Genomic DNA, 23,731 nt, shown 5'->3' with positions numbered 1-23,731 from the left:
GGTGAACCGCCTCGGGGCGGCTTCCACGAAGAATTGAAGCATGATTCAATTCATCGCGGTACCGGCCCGCCGGGCCGGGCGGGCGTCGACGAGGACGCCGCGCACGACGTCGAGGAGGACGACATGCACCTGGGCAGCATGCTCGAGAGCACGGCACGCAAGGTCCCGGCCAAGGAAGCGCTCGTGCTGGGCGAGCGCCGCCTCACGTACGCCGAGCTCGACGCGGCCGCACGCCGCGCCGCGGCGGTCTTCCGGGACGCCGGCGTGCGCCCCGGCGACCGGGTCACGGTGATGACCTACAACACGCCGGGCTTCGTCGTCGCGGCGTTCGGCCTGTGGCGCGCGGGCGCCGTGCTCGTCCCCGTCAACCACAAGCTCCAGGCTCCCGAGGTCGCGCGGCTCGTCGCCCACAGCGGCGCCGTGCTGGGCGTCGCGGACGCGACCCTCGCCCCCGTCGTCGCCGCCGCCGCGCCCCAGGTGCGCTGGCTGTGGACGGAGGCGAGCGCCGTCGCGCAGGACTCGGCGGATGCGGAGGGGACGCGGGAGCACGACGACTTCGACGCGCTCGTCGCGGCCGCCGAGCCGTGGGACGGCGTGCCGCCGGACCAGGACACCATCGCCCAGGTGCTCTACACGTCCGGCACGACGGCGGCCCCCAAGGGCTGCGAGCACACCCACCGCGGGCTGAGCTCGGTCGCGGCCTACACGACTGCGGCCGTCGGGCTGCGGGCGGACGACCGCTTCCTCCTCGCGATGCCGATCTGGCACGCCTCGCCGCTCAACAACTGGTTCCTCTCGATGGTGTTCCTCGGCGGCACGACCGTGCTGCTGCGCGAGTACCACCCGATCGAGATGCTGCGGACGGTCGCGGCCGAGCGCACGACCGCGTTCTTCGGCGCGCCCATCGCGTACGTCGCGCCGCTCCAGGTCGCCGCCGCGCAGGGCATCGACCTGTCGACGTTCGACCTGTCGAGCGCGCGCCTGTGGCTCGCGGGCGGCGCGCCCGTCGGCGCCGACACCGTGCGGGCGATCCGCGCCGCCTACCCGGGCGAGCTGCACCAGGTCTACGGCATGAGCGAGATGGGGCCGGTCGGCACCGCGCTCGGCCCGGCCGACCAGGAGCGCAAGGCGGGCTCGATCGGGGACGCGGGCATGCCCGGCGTCGACGTGCGGGTCGTGGACCTCGACGGGAACGACGTCGGCCCGGGCGGGACCGGGGAGATCTGGCTGCGGTCGGACACCCGGATGGTCGGCTACCTCGACGACCCGGAGGCGACCGAGGCCGTGCTCGTGGGCGACTGGTACCGCACGGGCGACGTCGTGCGCGTCGACGAGGACGGGTACCTGTTCATCGTCGACCGGCTCAAGGACGTCATCATCACGGGGGGCGAGAACGTCTACTCCCAGGAGGTCGAGGAGGCGCTGCGCGGGTCGCCGGAGGTCGCGGACGTCGCCGTCGTCGGGCGGCCGCACGCCGACTGGGGCGAGACGGTCGTCGCGTTCGTCGTCCCCGCACCCGGCGCCGAGCCGACGCTCGACTCGCTGCGCGCGTTCCTCGCCGACCGGCTCGCGCGCTACAAGGTGCCGCGCGACGTCGCGCTCGTGACCGAGCTCCCCCGCAACCCCTCCGGCAAGCTCACCAAGCACGTCCTGCGATCGCGCGTGCGGGAGGGGACGACGGTGGCCTGAGGCCGGGGAGCCTCAGGGGCGCGCGTGCTCGAAGATCACGGTCGTGCTCGTCCCGGCCACCTCGGGTCGCACGCTGAGCGTCCGGGACACCAGGTCGCGCAGCGCGTCCGAGTCGGCGACCGCGACGTGCAGCAGGAAGTCACGGTCGCCGGTGACGAAGAAGACGCCCTCGACGTCGGGCAGGGTCAGCAGGTAGTCGCGGAACGCCTCCAGGCCCTTGCGGGCCCCGGCCTGGAGGCGGATCGCGATGAGCGCCTCGAGCCCTCGGCCGAGCGCCGCGGGGTCGACGTCGGCCCGGAAGCCCCGGATCACGCCGCGGTCCACGAGGGCCCGGACGCGCGCGTGGCACGTCGAGGCGGCGATGCCGACGCGGGCGGCGACCGCCGCGTTCGTGGCGCGCGCGTCGGTCGCGAGCACGTCGAGGATGCGGCGGTCGACGTCGTCCAGCGCGGGCGGTCGAAGATCCTTCGGCACGGCGGGCCTCCCCTGGTGGACGGATGAACGTCGGGGCAGCGGCCGCCGCCCGGATCGACGATCCTTCGGCACATCTTGCCGCACACCGAAGGATCCACCACGCTGAGAGTCGTGCGGCACCATCCCGCCGCGCACCAGCCACGCGCCCGCCTCGCCACCCACGGGGCGGGCGTCGGTCGAAGGAGCCCGGCGTGAGCACGACCTCTCGTCCCCGTCCCCGTTCCCACGACGCCCGGACGGCACCCCCCGGCCGCGCCCCGCGCACGGCCGTCGTCGTCGGCGCCGGCATGGTGGGGCTCGCCACCGCGTGGCACCTCCAGGAGCAGGGCGTCGAGGTGACCGTCGTCGACCGCGAGGGCGTCGCCGCGGGCTCCTCCTGGGGCAACGCCGGGTGGCTCACCCCCGGCATGGCGATGCCGCTCGCCGACCCGTCGCTGTGGACGTACGGGCCGCGCGCCCTCCTCGACCCCGCCGCTCCCCTGCACGTCCCGCTGCGGTTCGACCCGCGCCTGTGGACGTTCTTCGCGCGCTTCATGGCGCACGCGACGCAGGCGCGCTGGGACCGCGCGATGGCGGCCCTCACCCCGATCGACCGCGTCGCGCTCGACGCGTTCGACGAGCTCGCCGCAGGCGGCAGCCTCGGCCACGGCGTCGAGGCCGGCACGACCCCCGGCCCGTTCACCGTCGCGTTCGAGCACGTCCGCGAGGCTCGGCCCTTCCTGCGCGAGCTCGAGCACGTCGCCGCCGCCGGGCAGACCGTCCCCGTCCGGCGCGTCGAGGCCGGGGAGCGCGCGCACCAGCTCACGGACCGCGTCTCCACCGTCTACGCGCTGGAGGGTCAGCGCTTCCTCGAGCCCGGCCCGTACGTCCACGCGCTCGCCGACTCCGTGCGCGCCCGCGGCGGCACCATCCTCACCGGCCTCGACGTGCTCGACGTCGAGCCCGGCCGCCTCGGCGCGTGCGTCTTCGCGCGTGCGGTGCACCCCGACGCCGCCCGGCACCCCGCGCTCGTGGGCGCCGGGGCGAGCGACGGGTCCGGGGTGACCGACGGCGTCGGGCCGGACGCCGGGGCGCCGCGCCGGGCCGCGTCCCCCGCCGACCGCGAGGAGGGCGTCGTGCTGCGCGGCGACGCCGTCGTGCTCGCGACCGGCGCGTGGCTGCCCTCGCTCGCGGCGCCGCTCGGCGTGCGCACGCGCGTGCAGGCCGGACGCGGCTACTCGTTCACCGTGAAGACCGACGAGCCCGTCGAGACGCCGATCTACCTGCCCGCGCGCCGCGTCGCGTGCACGCCCTACCAGGGCCGGTTCCGCATCGCGGGGACCATGGAGTTCCGCGGCCCGGACGAGCCGCTCCAGCCCCGGCGCATCGACGCGATCCTCGCGTCCGTGCGGCACCTGTTCCAGGGCGTCGACCTCGACGAGCGTCACGACGAGTGGGTCGGCTCGCGCCCGGTCACGCCGGACGGCCTGCCGCTCGTCGGCGCGACGCGCACGCGCGGCGTCTACGTCGCGGGCGGCCACGGCATGTGGGGCATGGTGCTCGGGCCCGCGACCGGCCGAGCGCTCGCCCACCTCGTGACGACCGGCGAGACCCCCGACGAGATCCGCGCGTTCGACCCGCTGCGCTGAGCCCGACGGCGGCGCCCCCGGACGGAATCGGCTCGGCGCGGCCGCTCCGGCAGCGCTGGCCGAAAGACCCTGTCGGACGGGGGCGCCGCGTCCTAGCGTGGTCGGTATGACCGTGCGGGAGGAGCACCGGGCCGCGCTGCGCGCGCTCGACGGCGACCCGGCGGCAGTGCGCGCGCACCTCACCGAGGGCTCGGGCCTGCCCGGGCCCCGGGCGAACCTCGAGCTCCTCGGCGCGTTCGCCGACGTCGCGCCCGCCGACCTCGTGCGCGCCCTGGCCGACGACCCCGACGAGTACCTCCGGTGCTGCGGGACGTGCGGGCTGGGCCGGCTCGTCGTCGAGGCCCCCGCCGACGCGCGCGCGGAGCCGACCGACCGGCTGCGCGCCCGCGCGTCGGACGGGTCCTGGCGCGTCCGCGAGGCCGCCGCGATGGCGCTCCAGCGCATCGGGGACGCCGAGCCCGCCACCCTGCGCGCGCTCGTCGCGTCGTGGGTCGCCGACCCCGACCCGCTGGTCCGTCGCGCCGCCGTCGCCGGGATCTGCGAACCGCGTCTTCTCCGCGACCCCGCGACCGCGACCGCCGCCCTGGACGCGTGCGCGGCCGCGACCGCCTCGATCGGCGCGCTCCCCGTTGACGCGCGCCGCGACCCCGACGTGCGCACGCTGCGCCAGGCCGTCGGCTACTGCTGGAGCGTTGCCGTCGTCGGCGACCCGGCCGCCGGTGTGCCGCGGTTCGCGACGCTGCGCGGGTCGTCGGACCCGGACGTGGCGTGGGTCGTGCGCGAGAACGAGAAGAAGGCGCGCCTGCGCCGCGTGCTCGACCGCACGCCGTGACCGCGCCGCGCGCGACCGTCCCGGCGACGGCGGCACGGAAGTCGTCCTCGAGGGGCCTTGCATCGCGTGCCGGACGCTTATATGTTTAACCGAAATACTAATCGTCGACGAGGGAGTCCGATGAGCAGCACGACCGAGCCGACCACGAGGATGGCCGAGCTGGCCGCCACGGACGAGGACCTGCGCAGCCTGCTCTCCGGCGGGTGGCTGCGCTACCGCACGTCGCCGGCGCTGCAGGAGCTGACCCGCGACGCCCACGCGACGTGCGCCCGGATCGGGCGCGTGTACGACGAGGACGTCGACGAGGCGCGCCGCCTCTTCCACCGCCTCGTCCCCGGCGCCGAGGACGGGATCGACTTCCGCCCGCCGCTGACGATCGACTACGGCGACCGTCTGCTGATCGGCGCGCGGACCTTCGTCAACGCCGACTTCATGGTCATCGGCGGCGGCCTCGTCACGATCGGCCCGGACTGCCTCATCGGGCCGCGCTGCTCGATCTACACGCCGAACCACGCCGAGGACGTCGTCCGCCGCCGCGAGGGCTGGGAGCGCCCCGAGCCCGTCACGATCGGCAGCAACGTGTGGATCGGCGGCTCGGTCACCCTCACGCCCGGCGTGACGATCGGCGACGACAGCATCATCGGGGCCGGCTCCGTGGTCACGCGAGACATCCCCGCGGGCGTCGTCGCGGTGGGGAACCCGTGCCGACCCGTCCGCGCGATCGCCACGGACCGCGCGGACAGCACCGCCCGCTGAACGGCACCCGCGCCCGGACGACGACGCCCGGCGCGCACGACGACGGAGCCACCGAGCAGCCGGCGCCCGGCGCCGGCGGAGAGCAGGAGCCATGCAGTGTGCAGAGTGCGGGACCACCCACCGCGACAGCCGGGTCGCGACGGCCGTGTGCAGCGAGTGCGGCGCGGCCACGTGCGCGGAGCACACCCACGAGGTGAGGATCCGGATCCCCGCCACCTCCGTGGGAAACCCCGTCGTGCGGACGGCACGTCGCCTGCGGTGCAGCGAGTGCACCCGGCTCGCGGAGCCGCTGGAGCAGGTCCGGCGGTAGCCGCGCGGCGCTCCGCCTCGGGATCCTCGGCGCTCGTGCCCCCTGGGGAGCACGACGCTCGGGCCCCGCACGGTCCACTCCCGTGCGGGGCCCGAGCGACGTCGGTCGACCGTCAGCCGGTCAGCCGGTCAGCCGGTCAGCCGGTCAGCCGCAGTCGAGCGCGTCGTACGCGACGTCGTACCGGCCGTCGCGCCCGTCCGTCGACGCGGTCACCGTGACGGTCCCCGCCTCGAGCCGGGTCGCGCGCACGGCGAACGACTGGTAGCCGGAGCGCTCGGGTGCGACCGCCACGAAGTCGCGGCTGCCGTACGCCGTGACGACGCCGACGTCGACCGCGGACGGCTCCTCGTTCGTCGCACGCACGGCGAGGTACGCGGTGCCCGCCAGGCAGCGCGGCTGCACCTGGACCTCCACCGCGACGCCCGGCGAGGACGTCCCGTTGCTCACGTCCAGCACGAGCGGTGCGAGGGCGAGGGTGTCCAGGTTCGGGGCCCAGCCCGTGGCGTTGCCCAGCGTCAGGGCGCCGTCGTCGGTGGTCAGGTCCAGCGCGACCGTGTGGGTCCAGAAGCCCTTCCACGAGTAGTTGTGCCGGAAGGCGCCGCGCGTGGTGCCGCCGCCGGCCTCGCTCACGTCGAGGAAGCGCGTGATGACGTCGGTGTTGTAGGCGTGCCCGGTGTTCTTCTCCGCGTTCGCGTACCGCACCACGAGGTCGTACTGGCCCGCGCCCACACCCTCGGCGCGCGGCCACACCGCGACGCTCTGCTCGCTGCCGCCCAGCCAGGAGACCTGCCGTCCCGACACGTCGGTCGGCTGCGCGACCGACTCCAGCCGCGCGCCGCCCGAGAGCTGGAGCACGTCCTCGGCCTCGACCGTCTCGACCGACGCGTCCGACCCGGCCGCACGCGTGGTCGTCAGCGAACCCAGCGAGATGCCGCCCGGCGCGGTGACCGCGAGCTCCGTGATCCCCTGCGCGAGGTGCACCCGCGCCGACGAGGTGCGCGCACCGGCGGCGTCGGCCTCGAGGCCCACGACCTCCCGGCCGTTGAGCCGCAGGCCCACCGTGGTCGGTGCGTCCGCGGAGTAGTCGAGCGCGACGTCGTAGTACCCCGTCTCGCGCGCGGCCACGTAGAACGTCGCGGTGCCCTCGCCGCCGACGTGCACCCGCCCGGCCTCTCCGGCGTCGTAGGAGACCGACGCGCCCTGCAGACGGGCGAGGTGGGCCGGGTAGGTCGTCGTGTCCGGGCCGTCCACCCGCTCGAGGTCGAACCGGTCGAGCGTGACGTTCGCCCCGGGCAGCACGGTCGAGCCGTCGGTGCTCGCGCGCACCGACAGCTCGCGCGCACCCGCCTGCAGCTCCACCAGGACCTCCGCCTTGCCGCGGTAGGAGTCCGAGAACCCCGCCTCGTAGCGGATCGTCCCCGCCGGAGCCCCGTCGACGAACAGCGCGTGCGAGCCCGGCCCCACGTTCGGCCCGTTCACCCCCGCGATGACGCCCAGGCGGTACGTGCCCGCCGTCGGGACGTCGACCGTCCACGACGCCGACGCGCCCGCCGTCGTGAACCCGCGCACGTCCTTGGCGCCCGAGGCCGCGAACGTCCACGCGTCACCGGCCGGTCGGTCCACGACCGTCAGCCCGGACAGCCGGGTCGACTCCGCCTCCACGCGCTGCCTCCACGTCGTGTCCGCCACGGGCGCCTCGTCGAGGGCCGGCGTCACCACGACCTGGTAGGCGGAGTGACGGTCGTCGTTCGGGACGACGACCTGCACCGCGCCGTCGACCACCGACGCGCGCTCGGCCACCACGACCGGCGGCGCCAGGGCCTCGCCCTCCTGCCCGGTGAACTCCGCCCGGCGCACCTGGACGTCGACCTCGTCGCCGAAGACCTCCGTGTCGACCCCCGACACGTCGAGGCGGACGTCCTTCGAGCCGCCACCGAAGAGCACCGTCGCCTGGCGCTTCTCGGCGTCCAGGGCGGCGAGCCCCTGCAGCGTGTCGACCGCGTTCAGCGCCGGCGGGGTGAGCTCCACGGTCTCCCCCGTGAGGTCGCCGTACCACTTGAGCAGCCACCACGCGCCGTTCGCGCCGTTGTTCTTGGCCATGTTGTCGTTGAGGTTGCCCGCGAACGTCCAGTACGCCGTCTGGGCGTCGACCTTCTCGTCCTCGAACATCGAGATCCACTGCACCAGCTGGCCGGGCACGCCCATGTCGCGGCGCATCGCGTACTCCGTGATGTTCACGGGCAGCGGGCCGACGCCGACCTCCTGCTCGATCCGGCGGAACTCGGCGAGGTGCGAGCGGAAGGTCGCGAGGTTCTCGACCCCGAGCTCGTGCCAGGTCCACATGTCCGGCAGGACGTCGTTGGCCTTCGCGTAGGTGAGGATCTGGCGAGTGCTCGTCCCGTGCCACCACGCGTCACCAGGGCCGGCGATCCTCGCCTCCGGGTAGACCTCCTTGATGGTCTCGTAGGCGGCCTTCCAGTCCGCGAGGAACGTGTCCCGCATGACGTTCCAGTCGCCGTACCAGTTGATGCCGTCGGGCTCGTTGAACGGCGTGAAGACGTACCGCTCGGGGTAGTCGGACTCCTCGACGATGCTCGTCACCACGGTGCGGACGATGTCGAGGTACGTGTCGAAGTCCTCGGGACGCTTGCCGCCGTTGTAGGCCCAGTCGGGGTAGTAGTCCTGGATGTTCACCATCAGGTACTCGCCCCCGTTCTCGAAGAGCGAGCGCTCGACGTCGAGCGGGTCCCCGTTGGGGTGCTGCGCGCCGTGCGGCGCCTTCTGGGTGACGTTGGTCGGCCGGGCCCCCGCGATGATCGGGTCGGTGGGCACGCCGTCGTCGCCCAGCCCGTAGAGCATGCCCGAGGCTCCGCCCTGCACCGCGCCCGTCGACGCTGCCAGGTCGACGGCCAGGACCTCCACGTCCTCCGCGGCCGCCGCGCCGGGCAGCACGGTCACCGCGCCGGTCGCCGCGACCACGGACGCGGTCAGCCCTGCCGTGAGCCGGCGAAGCATCCTGCGCCCGCCGTCCGCTCTCCTGCCGTGCATCTGTCCACACTCCTTCGTGCTGTCGGGAAGCGGGGCGGCCGGGACGACCGCCCCGCCGACGGGATGCGGCCACTCCGCCGCACCCCGCCGTCGTGCTGGTGCTCAGTCCGCGAGGACCGCGTTGATCTGCTCGTTGGCCTCGGTCAGCGACGACGCGTCCTTGTTCCCGAGCGCGATGTCCTCGAAGGCGACCGACGCGATCGCGTTCACCTCGCCGGCCCGGACGGTGATCGGCGGGAGGAACGTGCGCCCGTCCTCGCGGTAGCTGAAGAACGCCGAGACGTCCCAGCCCTTCGCGTCGAAGGCCTCCAGCGCCTTGTCGGCCGAGCCGGGGATCGCGGGGAACACGACGGCGTGCTCGGCGACGACGTCCTGGCACGCGCTCGACCCGAGGTACTTGACCCACTCCCAGGCCGCGTCCTGCTTCTTCGACGACGCGCTGATCGAGTCGGCGACGCCGTTGAAGACCGAGGCGCGGTCACCCGTCGGCCCGACCGGCCCGGGCGCGATCCCGACGTCGACGCCCTCGAGCGCCTTGAAGGTTCCCGTCGCCCACGAGCCGTTGGTACCCATGGCGACCTTGCCGGAGCCCACCTGGGTGAGCGTCTCCTCGGAGAAGACCCCGGCGGCGGGCGCGTAGCCCTTGTCGGCGAGGCCGTAGAACCAGTCGACGGTCTTCTGGAACTCCGGGTCGTCGAAGTTGTAGCGCGTGCCCCACGGGTTCTGGTCGAGGTAGTCCCAGTCCAGCGACCCCGTGAAGTTCGCCCACTGCATCTGGCCCGTCTCCTCGAAGTTCGGGTTGATGCCCAGGCCGTAGACCGCGACGTTCGACGCGTCGAACCCGGCCTCGTCACCGCGCACGCCGTTCGCGTCCACCGTCAGGTGCGCGACGATCTGCTCGAACGTGCCGCCGTCGTCGGGGTTCCAGTCGGCGGCCCACAGGTCCTCCGCCGTGTAGCCCGCGTCGGCGACCAGCGCCTCGTTGTAGAAGAACGCGGTCGTGTCCCAGTCCTTCGGCAGGCCGTAGAGCGACCCGTCGGCGTACCGCCACGGGTCGACGAGGCCGTCGGCGTAGACCGACGTGTCGACCGAGTCCTCCTCCACGAGGTCGTCGAGCGGGACGATCTGGCCCTGCGCCGCGAACTCGCCGTACTTCGACAGGTGGTCGACGAACACGTCCGGGCCGGAGCCCCCCACGAAGGAGGCGGTGAGCTTCGTCCAGTAGTCGTCCCAGGCGAACTGCTCGATCTTGATCGTGATGTCCGGGTTCTGCTCCGTGAACGCGGCCGCGCACTCCTGGTAGGCGGGCACCTGGTTCGAGTCCCAGAGCCAGTACGAGACCTGCTCGCCCGACCCTCCAGAGCCCGAGCCGCCTCCCGACGAGCACGCACCGAGGGCCAGGACCAGGCATCCCGCCACCGCGACGTGGACAGACTTTCGCATCGTTGTTCCCTTTCGCAGACATCCGCGTCGATGGTGCGGAATGGTTGTCGGGTCCGACGGCCGCCGGCCCGTACCCCCCTACCCCCTGGTGCCGAGCGGCTACTTGATCCCGGTGAAGCCGATCGAGTTGACGATCCTCTTCGCGAAGGCGAGGAAGAGCAGGAGCATCGGCAGCGCCGCGAGCAGCGTCGCCGCCATGAGCCCCGCCCAGTCCGGGGACGCCTGGGGGGACTGCGCCCGGAAGATCCCGAGCGCGAGGGTCAGGACTCGTGAGTCGTCGGACTGGCTCACGAGCAGAGGCCACAGGTAGTCATTCCAGGCCGTGATGTACGTGAGGACCGCGAGCGTGACCACGGCGGGCGACGCCATGGGCAGCACGATGGTGAAGAACGTCCGGAACCGGCCGGCGCCGTCGAGCTTCGCCGCCTCCTCGATCTCGAAGCTGATCCCGGCGAAGAACTGGCGGAGGAAGAACACGGCGAACGGCGTCATGAGCATCGTGGGGAGAGCGATGCCGGGCAGCGTGTCGAGCAGACCGAGGTCGCGCACGAGCAGGAAGTTCGGCAGCAGCGTGAAGATGGTCGGGACCATCAGGCCGGCGAGGAAGACCGCGTAGACGGCGTCGCGCCCCGGCCAGCGCAGCCGCGCGAACGCGTACGCCGCCATCGCCGAGAAGAACACCTGGCACACGGTGACGAGCGTCGCGACCACGACCGAGTTCAGCAGGTAGCGCGGGAAGTCCATCGAGGCGCCGGACCCGCCGTCCGCGAGCGACTCCTGTGCCGTGGCGAGCCCGAGCGCGCGGCGGAAGCCCTCCCCGCTGAACCCGACCGGCAGCGGGTCGGCCGCTCCTCCCGGCAGCGCGGCGTTCGTGGACAACGCGGTGCGGAGCATCCAGTAGAAGGGGAAGAGCGTCACGACCAGGAGGAGCGCGAGCACGACCCAGCCGAGGACCCGGCCCGGCGTGGTGCGACGTCGGCGCCGGCGGGGTGCCGGCTCGGGATGGGCGGGTCCGGTCGGCGTGGCGACGGGAGCGGGAGCTGTGGTGGTCATCGGTACCTCACGCCATGTCGTTCTGGTTCGCCCGGGTGAGCCGGAACTGGACGATCGCGATCGCGGCGAGCACCACGAGCAGCGCGACCGACATGGCCGACGCGTACCCGAAGTCGTACCCGCGGCTGAAGGCGACCTCGTAGATGTAGTACTGGATGACGTTCGAGGCGTTCGCCGGCCCGCCCTGGGTCGCGACGGAGACGGTGTCGAACACCTGGAACGAGCCGATCATCGTGACGATGAGCACGAGACCCAGGTACGGGCGCAGCAGCGGCATCGTGATCGACCGGAACATGCGCAGCTCGGACGCGCCGTCGACGCGGCCCGCCTCGTAGAGGTTCTCGGGGATCGTCTGGAGTCCCGCGAACAGCAGGAGCGCCGTGTAGCCGAGATGGCGCCACACGTTGACGAGGGCGATCGTCGGGATCACGAGCGACTGGTCGCCGAAGAACATGATGCGGTCGCCGCCGAGCGACTCGACCAGCTCGTTGACGAAGCCGAGCTGGTAGTCGAGCAGCATGAGGAAGAGCATCGCCGCGACGACGTTGGACACGAGGTACGGCGTGAGGATGATGCCGCGGACCACCAAGGACCGCGTGAGCCGGTGCATGAGCACCGCCACCACGACCGCGAGCACCGTCTGGAGGCCGATGTTGAGCAGCACGTACCAGACGGTCACCTTGAAGGCGTTCCAGAAGACCGGGTCCGCGACCATCCGCTGGTAGTTCTCGAGCCCCACGAACCCGCCGGTGTTGAAGGCGGTCGAGTCGGTGAGGCTCAGCCAGATCCCCCGGAGCGCCGGCCACAGGAAGAAGACGACGAACCCGATCCCGGCAGGCAGCACGAACAGCAGGGCCGCCGGCAGGTTCCGCAGCTCCTGCGACCGTCGTCGCGCCGTCGGAGGGGCGGTCGTCCGCCGTGGACCCGTCGCCTGCGTGGTCATCGTTCCACCTCCACGTGGATCAGCACCGCCTGGTCCGGGTCGAGCGCGGGGACGCTCAGCCCGACGGACCCGAGGGCCGCTCCGCTCAGCCGGAGCCCGCCCGCCCACCACGCGGGCGCCGACCGCGGGTCGTCGGCGCGGACCATCGACGGCCCGGACGGGCGGACGACGTAGGTCGCGTCGGGGTCGAGACCGGGGAGCTGCACGCGCCCCGCGGGCCACGTCACGTGGCGCTCGCGCAGCGTGAGCCCGTACAGCGCCTCCGTGCGGTCCGGGCTCACGGCGCCGTGCAGCCACAGGTCTCCCCCCTCCAGCGACCGGCGCACGACCCGGCCCGTGTGCACGAGGTGGCGCACCTGCTTGTAGTGCTCCACCCAGTCGGCGAGCTCGCGCCGCTCCGCCTCCGTGGCCTCCGAGAGGTCCCACTCGATCCCGAAGTGGCCGAAGAGCGCCGTGGCCGCGCGGAACGACAGGTCGAGCCGGCGCCCGGTCGTGTGCGCCCGGTCGGCCCCCACGTGGCTGCCGACCAGCTCGGGCGGGAGGAGCTGCGCCGTCCAGCGCTGGATCTGCTGCCGCTCGTGGGCGTCGATGCAGTCCGACGCCCAGACCCGGTCGGTCCGCTCGAGGATCTCGAGGTCGACGCGCGCTCCGCCGGACGAGCAGGACTCGATCTCGAGCCCCGGGCACCGTTCGCGGACCTCGTCCAGGAGGCGGTACGTCGCGAGGGTCTGCTCGTGGACCCCTGCACGACCGGTGCGCGTCGAGCCCGCGTCGACGAGGTCGCGGTTGTGGTCCCACTTGATGAAGTCGACACCGTGCTCGCGGACGATCGCGACGATGCTCGAGAGCACGTGCTCGTACGCGCCCGGGTGCGAGAGGTCGAGCACCTGCTGGTGCCGCGCCTCGACGGGGAGCCGTCCCTCCACCTGGAGGATCCACTCGGGGTGCCGCCTGGCGAGGTCGGAGTCGAGGTTCACCATCTCGGGCTCGAACCAGAGGCCGAACTCCATCCCGCGCCGCTTGACGTGCCGGACGAGGTCGGCGAAGCGCCCGTCTCCCCAGACGTCGTCGGACACGGTCCAGTCGCCGAGGCCCGTGGCGTCGTCCCGACGCCCGCCGAACCAGCCGTCGTCGAGGACGAACCGCTCGGTCCCCACCTCGGCGGCGAGGTCGGCGAGCCCCTTGAGGCGGTCGAGGTCGTGGTCGAAGTACACGGCCTCCCACACGTTCATGACGACCGGTCGCGGGGTGCGCGGGTGGCCGGGTCGTGCGCGGAGGTGGTCGTGGAACCGCGCGGCGAGCGCGTCGAGACCGTCCGCGTGGCTCGCGTAGAGCCAGGGGCCCGTGTACGACTCCTCCGGGGCGAGCTCGACCTCGCCGGGGAGCAGCAGCTCGCCCCCGAGGAGGAGCCGACGCCCGTCGAAGGTCCGCTCGGCGGAGACGACGTGGTTGCCGCTGAAGGCCACGTGGACCCCCCACGTCTCCCCGGCGTCGAACCCGAACCCGGGCTCGCCCGCGACGAGCACGGTCGCGGCGTCCGCGCCGGTCCGGCCGTGCCGACCCTCGCGGACGTGGGAGCCGACGACGAAGGCGGAGCGCTGCGGGACCCGCTCCTTGGCCCAGCGACCGGCGAGGTCGAGGAGCTCGTCCGCCGTCGTGGGGACCGGCAGGGCGAGCCGCAGGCCGTCGAGCGTGTAGGGCCGGTCGGCGACGTTGGTGACGCGGCCGCGGAGGCGGAGCAGCCCCGACGGGAGCATCTCCAGCTCCAGCCCGAGGCGCAGCCCCGCGTCCGCGTCGCGCGCCTCGACGACGACCGCGCCGCCGTCCCGACGTTGGTCGACGTCGATCCGGACCGGGCGGAACCGGGGCGACCAGCTCGCGCCCGCGCGGTGCCCCGCGAGGCCCGGCGTGCCCGTCCAGCCGGTCCAGGACTCCGGCAGCAGGGAGACGCGCACCCCCTGGTCGACGCCGTTCGTGGCGAGGACGGGGCGGGTCGCGCGCTCGAGGGCCTCGAGGTCCTGCCGGCTCTCGCCGATGTCAGAGCCCCAGTGCAGGACCTCGGGGAGACCGTCCTCGGGGAGCAGCAGGACGACGGCGGCCCCCGCCGCCGCCAGACGCACCACCCGGGGCCAGACAGGGGTCCCGCCCGCGTCCCGGACGTCCTCGGCCATCGTTGTGCTCACCACGTACGCGCACTCCCTCGTCGCCCCGCACCGGTGCGGGTTCTGCAAACGTTGGTCAGAAGTTAGCGCACACATCCAAGGTTCTGCAAACGTCGGTCAGAAGAGCGGCGTCCGATCGGCCGTGGTCGCGGCGGAAGAAGAGGCCCCGGGACGGGGGCGGAGACGTCAGGCAAGGCCCGCGGTCGAGGACGAGCGCGTCGGGCCGAGCGCCACGGGAGCGCGTCAGGCACGCGGGGGCGTCCGACGCGCGACACCAGGCGCCGGGAGGTCAGGCGCGGGGTCAGACGCGCGGCGGCGCGGCGCTCTCCCGGACGACGAGCGTGGGCCGGGTCGCGCTGTCCTCCGGCGGCTCGCCCGTCTCGACCCAGCGCGCCAGCATCCCGAAGGTGCGCCGGCCGAGGTCCACGAAGTCCTGGGCGACCGTCGTCAGCGGCGGGCTCCACATGCGCGCGAACGGCTGGTCGTCGAACCCGACCACGCTGACGTCCTCCGGGACGCGGCGCCCGCGCTCGGCCAGCGCCCGCATGACGCCGATCGCCAGCTCGTCGTTTCCGCACAGGACGGCGGTGACGTCGGGGTCGTCGGCCAGGCGCAGCCCCGCCTCGTAGCCGGAGTCGGGGTCGTAGCTCGCCTGGACCACGTCCGGCCGCTCGACCCCGGCCGCCTCGAGCGCGCGCCGCCACCCCCAGCTGCGCCCGCTGCGCGGCCGGGTCGCGGGGATCGCGACGTGGTGGACGGTGCGGTGCCCCAGCCCCAGCAGGTAGCGCGTCGCCTCCTCGCCGCCGGCCTGGTCGTCGAGGAACGCGTGCGGTCGCGGCCCCTGCCGCCGTCGCGCACCCGCGGCCGCCACGACGGGCAGCGCCTCCGGCAGCGCCTCGAGCGTGCGCACGCCGAGCGAGTCGAACTCGACCACGATCGCTCCGGCGAGCGACTGCGACAGGACGAGGTCGACCGCCCGGCCCAGGTCGCGAGGGGCCTCCGACTCCACGACGGCGATCGAGACGACGTAGCCCGCGGCGCGCGCCGCCTCCTCGATCCCCTGGAGCGTGGCGGCGTAGCCGTAGCGCAGCGTGTTGCGCGCGAGCACCGCGACCGTCGACCTCCGCCCGCTGACGAGCGTCTGCGCAGCGGCGTTGGGGCGGTAGCCGAGCTGCGAGACGGCGGCCTGCACCTTGTCCCGCAGCCGCGGGCTCACCGGGGTGCGTCCGGTGAGGACGCGCGAGACCGTCGAGACGCTCACCCCGGCGAGCTCAGCCACGTCGGAGAGCACGGGCGGCTGGTGTCTGGGAGTCGTCACCCCGGAAGGCTACGCCGAATCCCGACCTACGTTTGCACGACGGGATCCTTCCTCGGGTGCGCGCCCACGCCCCTACGCTGGCGAGCATGGACCTCGCGCGCTCGATCCCGCTGTTCGTGCTCGCCGCGCTGCTCGAGATCGGCGGGGCGTGGCTCGTGTGGCAGGGGCTGCGCGAGCACCGGGGCTGGCTGTGGATCGGGGCGGGCGTCGTCGCGCTCGGGCTCTACGGCGTCGTCGCGACGCTCCAGCCGGACGCGAGCTTCGGCCGCATCCTCGCCGCGTACGGCGGGGTGTTCGTCGCCGGCTCGCTCGCGTGGGGCATGGTCGTGGACGGCTTCCGCCCGGACCGCTGGGACGTGGCCGGCGCGCTGCTGTGCCTCGCCGGCGTCGCCGTCATCATGTATGCCCCGCGCCCCGAGTGACCGAGGCCCCCCGCCCACACCCCTGCCCATCCCCCGCCGAGCACGACGTTGCCGTCGCTATCCGGCGGATGACGACAGCAACGTCGTGCTCGACGAGGCGCTCCCGGCGACGCGGTCCTCCGGCCGCTGCGCGTACGGGCGGATGCGGTCGAGGTAGTCGGCGATCGCCTCGCGGTTCTTCTCGAGGATGCGGATGCGGTCCTCCAGGCGCGCGAGCTCGGTCTCGAGGAGCGCGATCTTGTCCGGGTAGGCGTTGTGCAGGTGGATCTCCGGCGCGTTGCCGAGGCAGGGCAGGAACTCCTTGATGATCTTCGTCGTGAAGCCCACCTCGAGGAGCCCGCGGATCTGGAGCACGCGGTCGACGAGGTGCTCGCCGTACTCGCGGTAGCCGTTCTCGGCCCGCTCGGGCGTGAACAGGCCCTGCTCCTCGTAGTACCGCAGGAGTCGCGTCGGGGTCCCGGTGCGCCGGGACAGCTCGCCGATTCGCACGTGATCCACCTCACCGGGTCGTGGCGCTTGACCTTCACATCAATGTCAGACATCGATGCTAACCCCATGTCCACGACGAGCACACCCACCACCGTTCCCGCCGCCGTCACGGGCCCCACCTCGGTCGGCACTCCGGCACCCCCGCCGACCCCGGTGACCCCCAGCCCCGGCGTCCTGCCCGTCGGCGCGCTCGTCGCGCTCGCGGCGTCGGGGTTCCTCACGCTGCTCACCGAGATCCTCCCCGCGGGCGTGCTGCCCGCCATGGCCGCCGACCTCGGCGTCGGGGCCGGAGCGGCCGGGCAGACCGTCACCGCGTTCGCCGTCGGGGCGATCGTCGCCGCGATCCCGCTCACGCGTGCCACGGTGCGGTGGGACCGCCGCACGCTGCTCCTCGTGACGGTCGCGGGGTTCGTCGTCGCCAACACCGTGACCGCGGTGTCGTCGTCGTTCGCGCTGACGCTCGTCGCGCGCTTCGCCGCAGGGCTCGTCGCCGGTCTGACGTGGGCGCTCCTGCCCGGGTACGTGCGCCGGATCGTGCCGGCGGACCGCGTCGGCCGTGCGATGACGATCGCCATGGCCGGCGGCCCGCTCGCCCTCACGCTCGGCGTCCCCGCCGGGGCCGTGCTGGGCGCCGCCGTCGGGTGGCGCTGGACGTTCGGCGTCCTCTCCGTCGTCGGGGTCGCGCTGCTCGCCTGGATCCGGCTCGGCGTCCCCGGCGCGGCAGGCACCCCGCGCGGCGCACAGCTCGCGATCCGCGCCGTCCTCCCCCGTCCCGGGCTGCGGCCCGTGCTGCTCGTCACCGGGCTCAACGTGCTCGCCAACACGTCGCTCTACACGTACGTCGCGGTCCACCTCGCGCACCTCGGCCAGGGCTCGCGAACCAGCGCGCTCCTGCTCGTCCTCGGCGCCGCGTCCGCCGGGGCGCTCGTGCTCGTCGGCGCGCTCATCGACCACCGCCTGCGCGCCCTCACCCTCGGGTCAGTCGTCGTCTTCGCCCTCGCGATGCTCGTGCTCGGCCTCGCCCCGACGTCGACCGTCGTCGTCGTGCTCGCCGTCGCCGCCTGGGGCGCCGCGTTCGGTGGCGCCGGGACGCTCTACACGACCGCCGCCGCCCGGGCCGCGGGCGACGGCGCCGACGTCGCGCAGTCCGCGCTCGTCACCGTCTGGAACACGTCCGTCGCGCTCGGCGGGGCCGTCGGCGGCGCGGCGCTCGCCGTCGCGGGACCGGGCGGCCTCCCGTGGGTCTCCCTCGCGCTCATGGTCCCGGTGCTCGCGACCGTCGCCCGAGGTCGGCCGCACTCCTTCCGCTGAGACGACGGCCGAGCACGAGGCTGCTCCGCGTCGAGCACGAGGTTGCCGGCGTTCTCGCGCCGAGAACGCCGGCAACCTCGTGCTCGGCGAGAGGGTGTGTTCAGCGGGAGCAGGGTGTGCCAGGATGCGCGCGTGGCCATCGACGCCCCGACCGGCAGGGGGCCGACGGAATCCGTCGGAGCCGGGAACCTCGACGACGCGCTCCCGGAGCTCGGACCTGCGCCCGGCCCCTACGCGAGCTGGTCACGGCGGGTCGTGGCGTCGCTGCTCGACACCGCGATCGCCGCGACGGTGCTGTTCCTCGCCGTGGGGCCGGCCTACGAGGTCGCCTGGGTCCCGACGATCAGCTTCAGCACGAGCACGGAGACACCGGCGCCCGGCGGGGCGTGGTGGGCCCTCGGGACCACGGCCGCGCTCCTCGCCCTCCAGGCCTGGACGGGCGCGACCCCCGGCAAGCGCACGGTGGGGATCGTCGTCGTGCACGACGCCACGGGCCGCCCCGCGGGACTCGTCCGTACCGTCCTGCGGGACGTGGCGCACATCCTCGACGCGCTGCTCTACATCGGTTTCCTCCGGCCCCTGTGGCACCCGCAGCGCCGCACGTTCGCCGACTCGCTGTGCAGCACCGTCGTGCTCCGGCGCGTCCGGCCGCCCGTCCCGTTCCTCGGCCCGGGCACCGGCGTGGGCGGCCCGACGCCGTCGCGCGTCGTGACCGGCGCGGCGACGCTCGCGGCGGTGGGCAGCGCCGTCTTCATGCTCGGCCCGACCACGCACAGCGGCGTGGACGTGGGGAGAACGTCGTGCACGCCGGAGGTGGCGGCCGAGTCGCCGCTGACGGTCGGCGACGTCGACGTCTCCGGCTGGTCGGTCCCGGGCACCGTGACGCGCTGGGGCGTCACCCGGACGGACCCCCTCCCCCCGTGGGCCGGGAACGAGCCGGGGCTCGAGGCGGCGTTCGCCGTCGACATCGACGCGGGGGCGACGCTCGACAGGCCGCTGGACGGCGCGCTCGTCCTGCGCCTCGCCACGTGGCAGGGCGACGAGCTGGGCGAGTTCCGGTCGTCCTTCCGCGTCGAGGAGACGCCGGGCAGCGGGCCGGGGTGGGAGCCGGTCGAGCCCACGTCGCCGGGCTCCGGTCTCGGCACGGTCCACGTCCCGGCGGGGACGGTCGACCTGCTGCCGCAGGCCTGGCGCTGGGAGGCCTCGGTGGTCGTCGACGGCGAGGAAGGCTCGCAGACGATCGCCACGTGCGGAGCCCGCGGCCCCTCCTGACCTGGCCCCCCACCGCCGTCGAGCACGGGGTCGGCGACCGGAATCCGGCTCTGGCGGTCGGGAACCCCGTGCTCGGCGCCGGGGTGGGGGCGCAACATGGCCGAAACGTTCAGGACGACCGGGGGAAACGTCGCGGTCGCACGATGAGGGGGCGCCGGGCGGCGAGCCCGGCGCACCAGCATCGTCCCGACCCTCCGCCGCCCCGCGCGACGGAGTCCCCGAGGAGGCTCCCGTGCCGGACAACCGCCCGCTCTTCTCCGCCCCGCCCGCCCCGACGTCGGCCGGCCCGACCACGGCGGTGCACCGCGCGGCCGACCACGGCGCCGCACCCGACCTCAACGTCCACGGCGAGCCGCGCCGTCGGGCGAACCCCGGCGACGAGCTCACGGTCGACCCGACCGACCGCCGTCGGCGCGCCCGCGCGGCGCTGCTCGACCTGCGCCGCGACGTCATCCGGAAGAGCTCGACCGGCTGGTGACGAGCGGCCGCGCTCGTGGGCGGCGCCGCGTAGGTTGGTCCCCATGCGGATCGGAGCCCACCTCGACCAGTCGGACGTCGTCGCGCAGGCAGCGAGCATCGGCGCGGACGTCGCCCAGATCTTCCTCGGCGACCCCCAGTCCTGGAAGGGACCGGAGTTCACGTTCCCGGGCGGTGCGGAGGCCCTGAAGGACGCCGCCGCGGCGGCGGACCTCGAGCTCGTCGTGCACGCGCCGTACGTCATCAACGTCGCGAGCCCCAACAACCGCATCCGCATCCCGAGCCGCAAGCTGCTCCAGCAGATCGTGGACGGCGCGGCGGCGGTCGGCGCGACGGGCGTCGTCGTCCACGGCGGGCACGTCACCGCGAAGGAGGACCCGGCGAAGGGCTTCGACAACTGGCGCAAGGCGATCGACGCGCTCCAGACGGACGTCACCGTGTACATCGAGAACACCGCCGGGGGCGACTTCTCGATGGCCCGCCGCCTCGACCGGATCGAAGGTCTGTGGGCGGCCGTGCAGCAGGCCGACGGCGCCGAGAACGTCGGGTTCTGCCTCGACACGTGCCACGCGTGGGCGGGCGGCATCGACCTCACGACCGCGGTCGACGACGTGCGCGCGATCACCGGCCGCGTCGACCTCGTGCACCTCAACAACAGCCGCGACACCGTGGGCTCCGGCGCCGACCGCCACGCGGGCCTCACGGCCGGGACGATCGACCCGGAGCTCCTGCTCGGGGTCGTGCGCGCGGCGGGCACGTCCGTCGTCTGCGAGACGCACGCCGACGTCCCGGCCGACGTCGCGTGGCTGCGCGAGCAGCTCGGCTGAGCCGTGGGAGACCCGCGCCCGCTGCGGCTCCGCAACGTCACCGTCGACTCGCGCGACCCGCGCGCGCTCGCGGAGTTCTACCGGCGCCTGACCGGCTGGGGGTACACGCCCGGCCACGAGACCGTGGACCCGGCGGGCGACGTCTGGCTCTCGCTCCAGGTCCCGGGCGGCGCGTCGCGCCTCGCGTTCCAGCGGTCCGACGCCGAGGTGCCGCCCTGGCCCGGCGGGGCGCGCGTGCACGTCGACCTCGACGTCCCCGACCTCGACGCGGCGCACGAGCACGCGCTCGCGTGCGGCGCACGCCCGCTCACGGGCACGCCGGAGGAGGAGGGCCACCCCGAGGACCTGTTCCGCGTCTACGCCGACCCGGAGGGCCACCCGTTCTGCCTGAGCTCGCCGCCGCTCGACCACCCGTGACCCACCCGCGCGATCCGGGCACGCATGCGGCCGACCCCGCGGTACCAGCCCGCGCGAGGTCGGCCGGCGCGCCGGTCAGTAGCCCGACCCGGCCGCGGGGGCGGCGTCCATGATCTCGGTGCCGTCCGGCGCCACGACGTGCCAGACGCCGTTCACGCCCTGGCCCGTGACGTCACCGGGGCCGGTGTCGGCCGCGTACGTGTAGACCGGGCGGCCGTCGACGGTGACCTGGAGCTCGCCGTCGACCCCGGTGATCGTGCCGACCTCGCCGGTCACGCCGTCGACCTCCGGGTCCGCGCTCGCCGCTTGGACGGCGGGCCACGCCGCGGCGCACTCGCCCTCGCACGCGCTCGAGCCCGCGCCCTTCGTGTCCTTGTCGTAGTAGTAGACGGTCATGCCCTGCCCGTCGACCACGATGGTCCCGAGCGACGAGTCCGCCGTGCCGAGCGCGGCACCCGACGAACCGCCGCGCGCCGAGCTGTCGGTGGTCGAGCCGTCGGACGCCGATCCCGACGGGCTGGAGCCACCTCCCCCGTACAGGCCGCCTCCCCCGCCGGAGCACCCGGCGAGGGCGGCGGCGAGCAGGGCGGTGACGGCCCAGGTGGTGGCGGCCGGGACACCGGTGGTCAGGGTGCGTCGCATGTCGACTCCTCGGAAGGACGGTCGGGGTCGCGAGCACGGCCCCTACTCTCACGACGGCGCGGCGCGCCGCGAGGTTCACCGGTCCCGCGCCCGCGCGTCGGGCCGGACGCCGCACGCCCGCCGACGGCCCCGCCCGCCCGCCGGGACGATCCCGGGCCGCCCGTCGACGCATCCGGGTGAACCGATCGGGCCGCTGCCTCGTCTCCCAGGTGACGGAGTCGCAGAGGATGATCGGAAGGGGCAGACGTGCGCAGGAGGACGAAGGTGCTCGTGGGGGTCGGGGTCGGTGTCGTGGTGCTCGGCGGTGCAGCCGTCGCGTTCGGCCCGGGCCTGTACGCGGACTGGTCCAACCGCGCGGCGGCCGAGGAGCCGACGCTCGACGCGTCGTCGGGCGACGGCGCCGCGCTCGACGCCGCCGACCTGGCCGGTGCGTGGACGGTCGGGGACGGCTCGTACGCGGGGTACCGCGTGCACGAGGTGCTGCAGGGCGAGGACGTCACGGTGACCGGCCGGACCGAGGAGGTCACGGGGACGTTCACCGTCGCGGACGGCGCGCTCACCGCGGCGACGATCGAGGTCGACATGGCGAGCGTCGCGACCGACGAGCCGCCGCGCGACGCGTACTTCCGGGGCGACGCGCTCGAGGTCGGGACGTACCCGACCGCGACGTTCGAGCTCACCAGCCCGGTGGACCTGCCCACCGGCTCGGCCGACGTCGAGCTCGCGGGCGACCTGACGATCCACGGCGTGACGCAGGCCGTCACGGTCGAGGCGCAGGTGGGCCCGACCGCCGACGGCGTCCAGGTCGTCGGGAGCGTGCCGATCACGTTCTCCGACTTCGACGTCGAGGCGCCCAGCCTCGGGTTCGTCACGGTCGACGACGCGGGCAGCGTCGAGTTCGGCCTCGACCTCGTGCGGTCGGCCGGGTCGTGACCGACGGGGAGGTGCCGCGCGTGCGCGCCGACGCCGACGACCTGCTGCGGGCGGTCCACGCCGCGCACGGGCCGGCGCTGGAGCGCTACGTCGCGCGCCTCACCGACGACCCGGCGCAGGCGCAGGACGTGGTGCAGGAGACCTTGCTGCGCGCGTGGCGCCACCCCGAGGTGCTGGAACGGCCCGAAGGGTCGGTGCGCGCGTGGCTCTTCACGGTGGCGCGCAACCTCGTCGTCGACGAGCTGCGCAGCGCGCACCACCGCCGCGAGCTCGCGAGCGCCGACGTGCCCGACCGCGGCGAGGCGGACGCGACCCAGGCCGTGCTCGACGCGTGGCTGGTCGCGGACGCGCTCGTGTCGCTCTCGCCCGAGCACCGGGCGGTCGTCGTCGACGCGTACTACCACGGGCGGTCCGTGGCCGAGATGGCGTCGGCGCACGGCGTCCCGCCCGGGACGGTGAAGTCCCGCATGCACTACGCGCTCCGCGCGCTGAGGCTCGCGCTGCAGGAGAAGGGAGTCTCGTCATGACCGCCACCCCGGACCCGTACCGCGAGTGGGACGCCGCCTACGTGCTGGGCGCGCTCAGCCCGCACGACCGGCGCGCGTTCGAGCAGCACCTCGCGACGTGCGCGGCGTGCCGCGAGGCCGTCGCGGAGCTCGCGGGCATGCCGGGCATCCTCGGGATGCTCACGGCCGAGCACGCGGACGCGCTCGTGGACGACGCGCGCTCCGACGCCCCGGCCGAGGCGTCCGGCGGGGCGGGGGGCGCCGTCGTGCCGCTCGCGGTGGTCGCCGCGAGCGCCCGTCGGCGCCGCACCCGACGGCGGTCGCTCCTCTCCGTGGCGGCGGTGGGCCTGGTCGTCGCGGGCGCGGCGGGCGGGGTGGCGGTGACGCGGTCGGACGACGCCGGGCCCCCCGCGACGTCCGCCACGACCCAGGTCGCGCTCGAGCCGGTCGGGGGCGCGGACGTGCGCGCCGAGCTCACGCTCACCCCTGCGTCGTGGGGCACGCGCCTCGACTGGTCGTGCTCGTACCCGGCCGGGGTCTGGGAGGACGGCGCGACGTACGAGCTCGTGCTCGTGGACGACGACGGCACGCGCTCGGTCGTGGCGACGTGGTCCTCGACGGAGGCGGGGAGCTCGTCGGGCCTCGGCGCGTCGTCGGCGGTGCCGGTGGACGGGATCGCGCGGCTCGAGCTCGGGGTCGTGGGGGTGGACGGCGCGCTCGCCGCCGCCGACGTCTGACACCGGCCCGGCCCCCGGGTGGCCGGACCCTCAGGAAATCCT

At 74.4% G+C, this 23,731-nt stretch carries 22 protein-coding genes; 13 read left to right on the top strand and 9 right to left on the bottom strand.

Annotated elements, in window-relative coordinates:
* Positions 1–123 precede the first annotated feature (123 nt).
* Entirely contained in the window at positions 124–1,689 is a 1,566-nt protein-coding gene (locus ACZ4MO_RS00410) for an AMP-binding protein (protein WP_175008848.1), read from the top strand.
* Between the two features lie 12 nt (positions 1,690–1,701).
* Here ACZ4MO_RS00410 and ACZ4MO_RS00405 read toward each other — a convergent pair whose 3' ends face one another.
* Positions 1,702–2,163 (bottom strand): Lrp/AsnC family transcriptional regulator, encoded by a 462-nt coding sequence (locus ACZ4MO_RS00405; RefSeq protein ID WP_021482652.1) that lies wholly within the window; start codon positions 2,161–2,163, stop codon positions 1,702–1,704.
* Positions 2,164–2,354: 191 nt separating this feature from the next.
* Between ACZ4MO_RS00405 and ACZ4MO_RS00400 the strand changes: the two genes are divergently transcribed.
* From ACZ4MO_RS00400 to ACZ4MO_RS00390, 3 genes are all read left to right on the top strand, one after another.
* A complete protein-coding gene (locus ACZ4MO_RS00400) occupies positions 2,355–3,791 on the top strand; it encodes an NAD(P)/FAD-dependent oxidoreductase (protein ID WP_255437183.1) in 1,437 nt (478 codons plus the stop codon).
* 106 nt (positions 3,792–3,897) lie between these two features.
* Positions 3,898–4,623, top strand: a complete 726-nt coding sequence (locus ACZ4MO_RS00395) for a HEAT repeat domain-containing protein (protein WP_175008851.1) — start codon at positions 3,898–3,900, stop codon at positions 4,621–4,623.
* Positions 4,624–4,743: 120 nt separating this feature from the next.
* The gene (locus tag ACZ4MO_RS00390) at positions 4,744–5,379 is read left to right on the top strand and encodes a DapH/DapD/GlmU-related protein (RefSeq protein ID WP_175008852.1); all 636 of its coding nucleotides are present in this window, start codon (positions 4,744–4,746) and stop codon (positions 5,377–5,379) included.
* A 454-nt stretch (positions 5,380–5,833) separates the two neighbouring features.
* Here ACZ4MO_RS00390 and ACZ4MO_RS00385 read toward each other — a convergent pair whose 3' ends face one another.
* From ACZ4MO_RS00385 to ACZ4MO_RS00360, 6 genes are all read right to left on the bottom strand, one after another.
* Positions 5,834–8,737 (bottom strand): hypothetical protein, encoded by a 2,904-nt coding sequence (locus ACZ4MO_RS00385; protein ID WP_175008854.1) that lies wholly within the window; start codon positions 8,735–8,737, stop codon positions 5,834–5,836.
* 102 nt (positions 8,738–8,839) lie between these two features.
* Positions 8,840–10,180: an extracellular solute-binding protein gene (locus tag ACZ4MO_RS00380; RefSeq protein ID WP_175008855.1), complete on the bottom strand. Its 1,341-nt coding sequence runs from the start codon at positions 10,178–10,180 to the stop codon at positions 8,840–8,842.
* Positions 10,181–10,279: 99 nt separating this feature from the next.
* On the bottom strand, positions 10,280–11,233 hold the full coding sequence (locus ACZ4MO_RS00375) for a carbohydrate ABC transporter permease (RefSeq protein WP_021480452.1): 954 nt from the start codon (positions 11,231–11,233) through the stop codon (positions 10,280–10,282).
* Positions 11,234–11,240: 7 nt separating this feature from the next.
* Positions 11,241–12,176, bottom strand: a complete 936-nt coding sequence (locus ACZ4MO_RS00370; protein ID WP_175008856.1) for an ABC transporter permease subunit — start codon at positions 12,174–12,176, stop codon at positions 11,241–11,243.
* On the bottom strand, positions 12,173–14,359 hold the full coding sequence (locus tag ACZ4MO_RS00365; RefSeq protein ID WP_499278571.1) for an alpha-galactosidase: 2,187 nt from the start codon (positions 14,357–14,359) through the stop codon (positions 12,173–12,175). The genes ACZ4MO_RS00370 and ACZ4MO_RS00365 overlap by 4 nt, the downstream gene beginning before the upstream one ends.
* A gap of 280 nt (positions 14,360–14,639) precedes the next feature.
* The gene (locus ACZ4MO_RS00360) at positions 14,640–15,656 is read right to left on the bottom strand and encodes a substrate-binding domain-containing protein (RefSeq protein ID WP_175008857.1); all 1,017 of its coding nucleotides are present in this window, start codon (positions 15,654–15,656) and stop codon (positions 14,640–14,642) included.
* Between the two features lie 86 nt (positions 15,657–15,742).
* On the opposite strand from ACZ4MO_RS00360, the gene ACZ4MO_RS00355 reads away from it, so the two are divergent.
* Positions 15,743–16,078 (top strand): YnfA family protein, encoded by a 336-nt coding sequence (locus ACZ4MO_RS00355; protein WP_053369133.1) that lies wholly within the window; start codon positions 15,743–15,745, stop codon positions 16,076–16,078.
* Positions 16,079–16,135: 57 nt separating this feature from the next.
* On the opposite strand, the gene ACZ4MO_RS00350 is transcribed toward ACZ4MO_RS00355, so the two are convergent.
* A complete protein-coding gene (locus ACZ4MO_RS00350; protein ID WP_175008858.1) occupies positions 16,136–16,567 on the bottom strand; it encodes a MerR family transcriptional regulator in 432 nt (143 codons plus the stop codon).
* Between the two features lie 66 nt (positions 16,568–16,633).
* Here ACZ4MO_RS00350 and ACZ4MO_RS00345 point away from each other — a divergent pair, with 66 nt between their 5' ends.
* The 5 genes from ACZ4MO_RS00345 to ACZ4MO_RS00325 all read left to right on the top strand — a co-directional run bounded on the left by ACZ4MO_RS00345 (position 16,634) and on the right by ACZ4MO_RS00325 (position 20,871).
* The gene (locus tag ACZ4MO_RS00345) at positions 16,634–17,878 is read left to right on the top strand and encodes an MFS transporter (RefSeq protein WP_175008859.1); all 1,245 of its coding nucleotides are present in this window, start codon (positions 16,634–16,636) and stop codon (positions 17,876–17,878) included.
* Positions 17,879–18,010: 132 nt separating this feature from the next.
* Positions 18,011–19,150 carry an RDD family protein gene (locus ACZ4MO_RS00340; RefSeq protein ID WP_499278570.1) on the top strand — a complete coding sequence of 380 codons (1,140 nt, stop codon included), beginning with the start codon at positions 18,011–18,013 and terminating at the stop codon, positions 19,148–19,150.
* A 232-nt stretch (positions 19,151–19,382) separates the two neighbouring features.
* Entirely contained in the window at positions 19,383–19,628 is a 246-nt protein-coding gene (locus ACZ4MO_RS00335; protein ID WP_108050762.1) for a hypothetical protein, read from the top strand.
* Between the two features lie 43 nt (positions 19,629–19,671).
* The gene (locus ACZ4MO_RS00330; RefSeq protein ID WP_175008861.1) at positions 19,672–20,454 is read left to right on the top strand and encodes a deoxyribonuclease IV; all 783 of its coding nucleotides are present in this window, start codon (positions 19,672–19,674) and stop codon (positions 20,452–20,454) included.
* Between the two features lie 3 nt (positions 20,455–20,457).
* Positions 20,458–20,871 carry a VOC family protein gene (locus ACZ4MO_RS00325; RefSeq protein WP_222592385.1) on the top strand — a complete coding sequence of 138 codons (414 nt, stop codon included), beginning with the start codon at positions 20,458–20,460 and terminating at the stop codon, positions 20,869–20,871.
* Positions 20,872–20,946: 75 nt separating this feature from the next.
* Here ACZ4MO_RS00325 and ACZ4MO_RS00320 read toward each other — a convergent pair whose 3' ends face one another.
* Positions 20,947–21,513, bottom strand: coding sequence for a COG4315 family predicted lipoprotein (locus tag ACZ4MO_RS00320; protein ID WP_175008862.1), 567 nt, complete (start codon positions 21,511–21,513; stop codon positions 20,947–20,949).
* Positions 21,514–21,759: 246 nt separating this feature from the next.
* On the opposite strand from ACZ4MO_RS00320, the gene ACZ4MO_RS00315 reads away from it, so the two are divergent.
* The 3 genes from ACZ4MO_RS00315 to ACZ4MO_RS00305 are packed head-to-tail and all read left to right on the top strand — an operon-like array spanning position 21,760 to position 23,689.
* Complete coding sequence (locus ACZ4MO_RS00315) at positions 21,760–22,446, top strand: YceI family protein (RefSeq protein WP_255437187.1); 687 nt, start codon at positions 21,760–21,762, stop codon at positions 22,444–22,446.
* A gap of 20 nt (positions 22,447–22,466) precedes the next feature.
* Entirely contained in the window at positions 22,467–22,973 is a 507-nt protein-coding gene (locus ACZ4MO_RS00310) for a sigma-70 family RNA polymerase sigma factor (protein WP_269467723.1), read from the top strand.
* Positions 22,970–23,689 carry an anti-sigma factor family protein gene (locus ACZ4MO_RS00305; protein WP_108050758.1) on the top strand — a complete coding sequence of 240 codons (720 nt, stop codon included), beginning with the start codon at positions 22,970–22,972 and terminating at the stop codon, positions 23,687–23,689. The genes ACZ4MO_RS00310 and ACZ4MO_RS00305 overlap by 4 nt, the downstream gene beginning before the upstream one ends.
* Positions 23,690–23,731 lie beyond the last annotated feature (42 nt).

It is taken from the genome of Sphaerisporangium cinnabarinum (assembly GCF_055567015.1).
The sequence above is the reverse complement of the archived record's forward strand: the minus strand, read 5'-3'. Positions and strand labels throughout refer to the sequence as shown.

What these genes read in the sequence shown, in the direction of transcription:
- ACZ4MO_RS00410 (WP_175008848.1), top strand. Translation starts at nt 124, where the DNA reads ATGCACCTGGGCAGCATGCTCGAGAGCACGGCACGCAAGGTCCCGGCC.
- ACZ4MO_RS00395 (WP_175008851.1), top strand. Translation starts at nt 3,898, where the DNA reads ATGACCGTGCGGGAGGAGCACCGGGCCGCGCTGCGCGCGCTCGACGGC.
- ACZ4MO_RS00390 (WP_175008852.1), top strand. Translation starts at nt 4,744, where the DNA reads ATGAGCAGCACGACCGAGCCGACCACGAGGATGGCCGAGCTGGCCGCC.
- ACZ4MO_RS00385 (WP_175008854.1), bottom strand. Translation starts at nt 8,737, where the DNA reads ATGCACGGCAGGAGAGCGGACGGCGGGCGCAGGATGCTTCGCCGGCTC.
- ACZ4MO_RS00380 (WP_175008855.1), bottom strand. Translation starts at nt 10,180, where the DNA reads ATGCGAAAGTCTGTCCACGTCGCGGTGGCGGGATGCCTGGTCCTGGCC.
- ACZ4MO_RS00375 (WP_021480452.1), bottom strand. Translation starts at nt 11,233, where the DNA reads ATGACCACCACAGCTCCCGCTCCCGTCGCCACGCCGACCGGACCCGCC.
- ACZ4MO_RS00370 (WP_175008856.1), bottom strand. Translation starts at nt 12,176, where the DNA reads ATGACCACGCAGGCGACGGGTCCACGGCGGACGACCGCCCCTCCGACG.
- ACZ4MO_RS00355 (WP_053369133.1), top strand. Translation starts at nt 15,743, where the DNA reads ATGGACCTCGCGCGCTCGATCCCGCTGTTCGTGCTCGCCGCGCTGCTC.
- ACZ4MO_RS00345 (WP_175008859.1), top strand. Translation starts at nt 16,634, where the DNA reads ATGTCCACGACGAGCACACCCACCACCGTTCCCGCCGCCGTCACGGGC.
- ACZ4MO_RS00330 (WP_175008861.1), top strand. Translation starts at nt 19,672, where the DNA reads ATGCGGATCGGAGCCCACCTCGACCAGTCGGACGTCGTCGCGCAGGCA.
- ACZ4MO_RS00320 (WP_175008862.1), bottom strand. Translation starts at nt 21,513, where the DNA reads ATGCGACGCACCCTGACCACCGGTGTCCCGGCCGCCACCACCTGGGCC.
- ACZ4MO_RS00305 (WP_108050758.1), top strand. Translation starts at nt 22,970, where the DNA reads ATGACCGCCACCCCGGACCCGTACCGCGAGTGGGACGCCGCCTACGTG.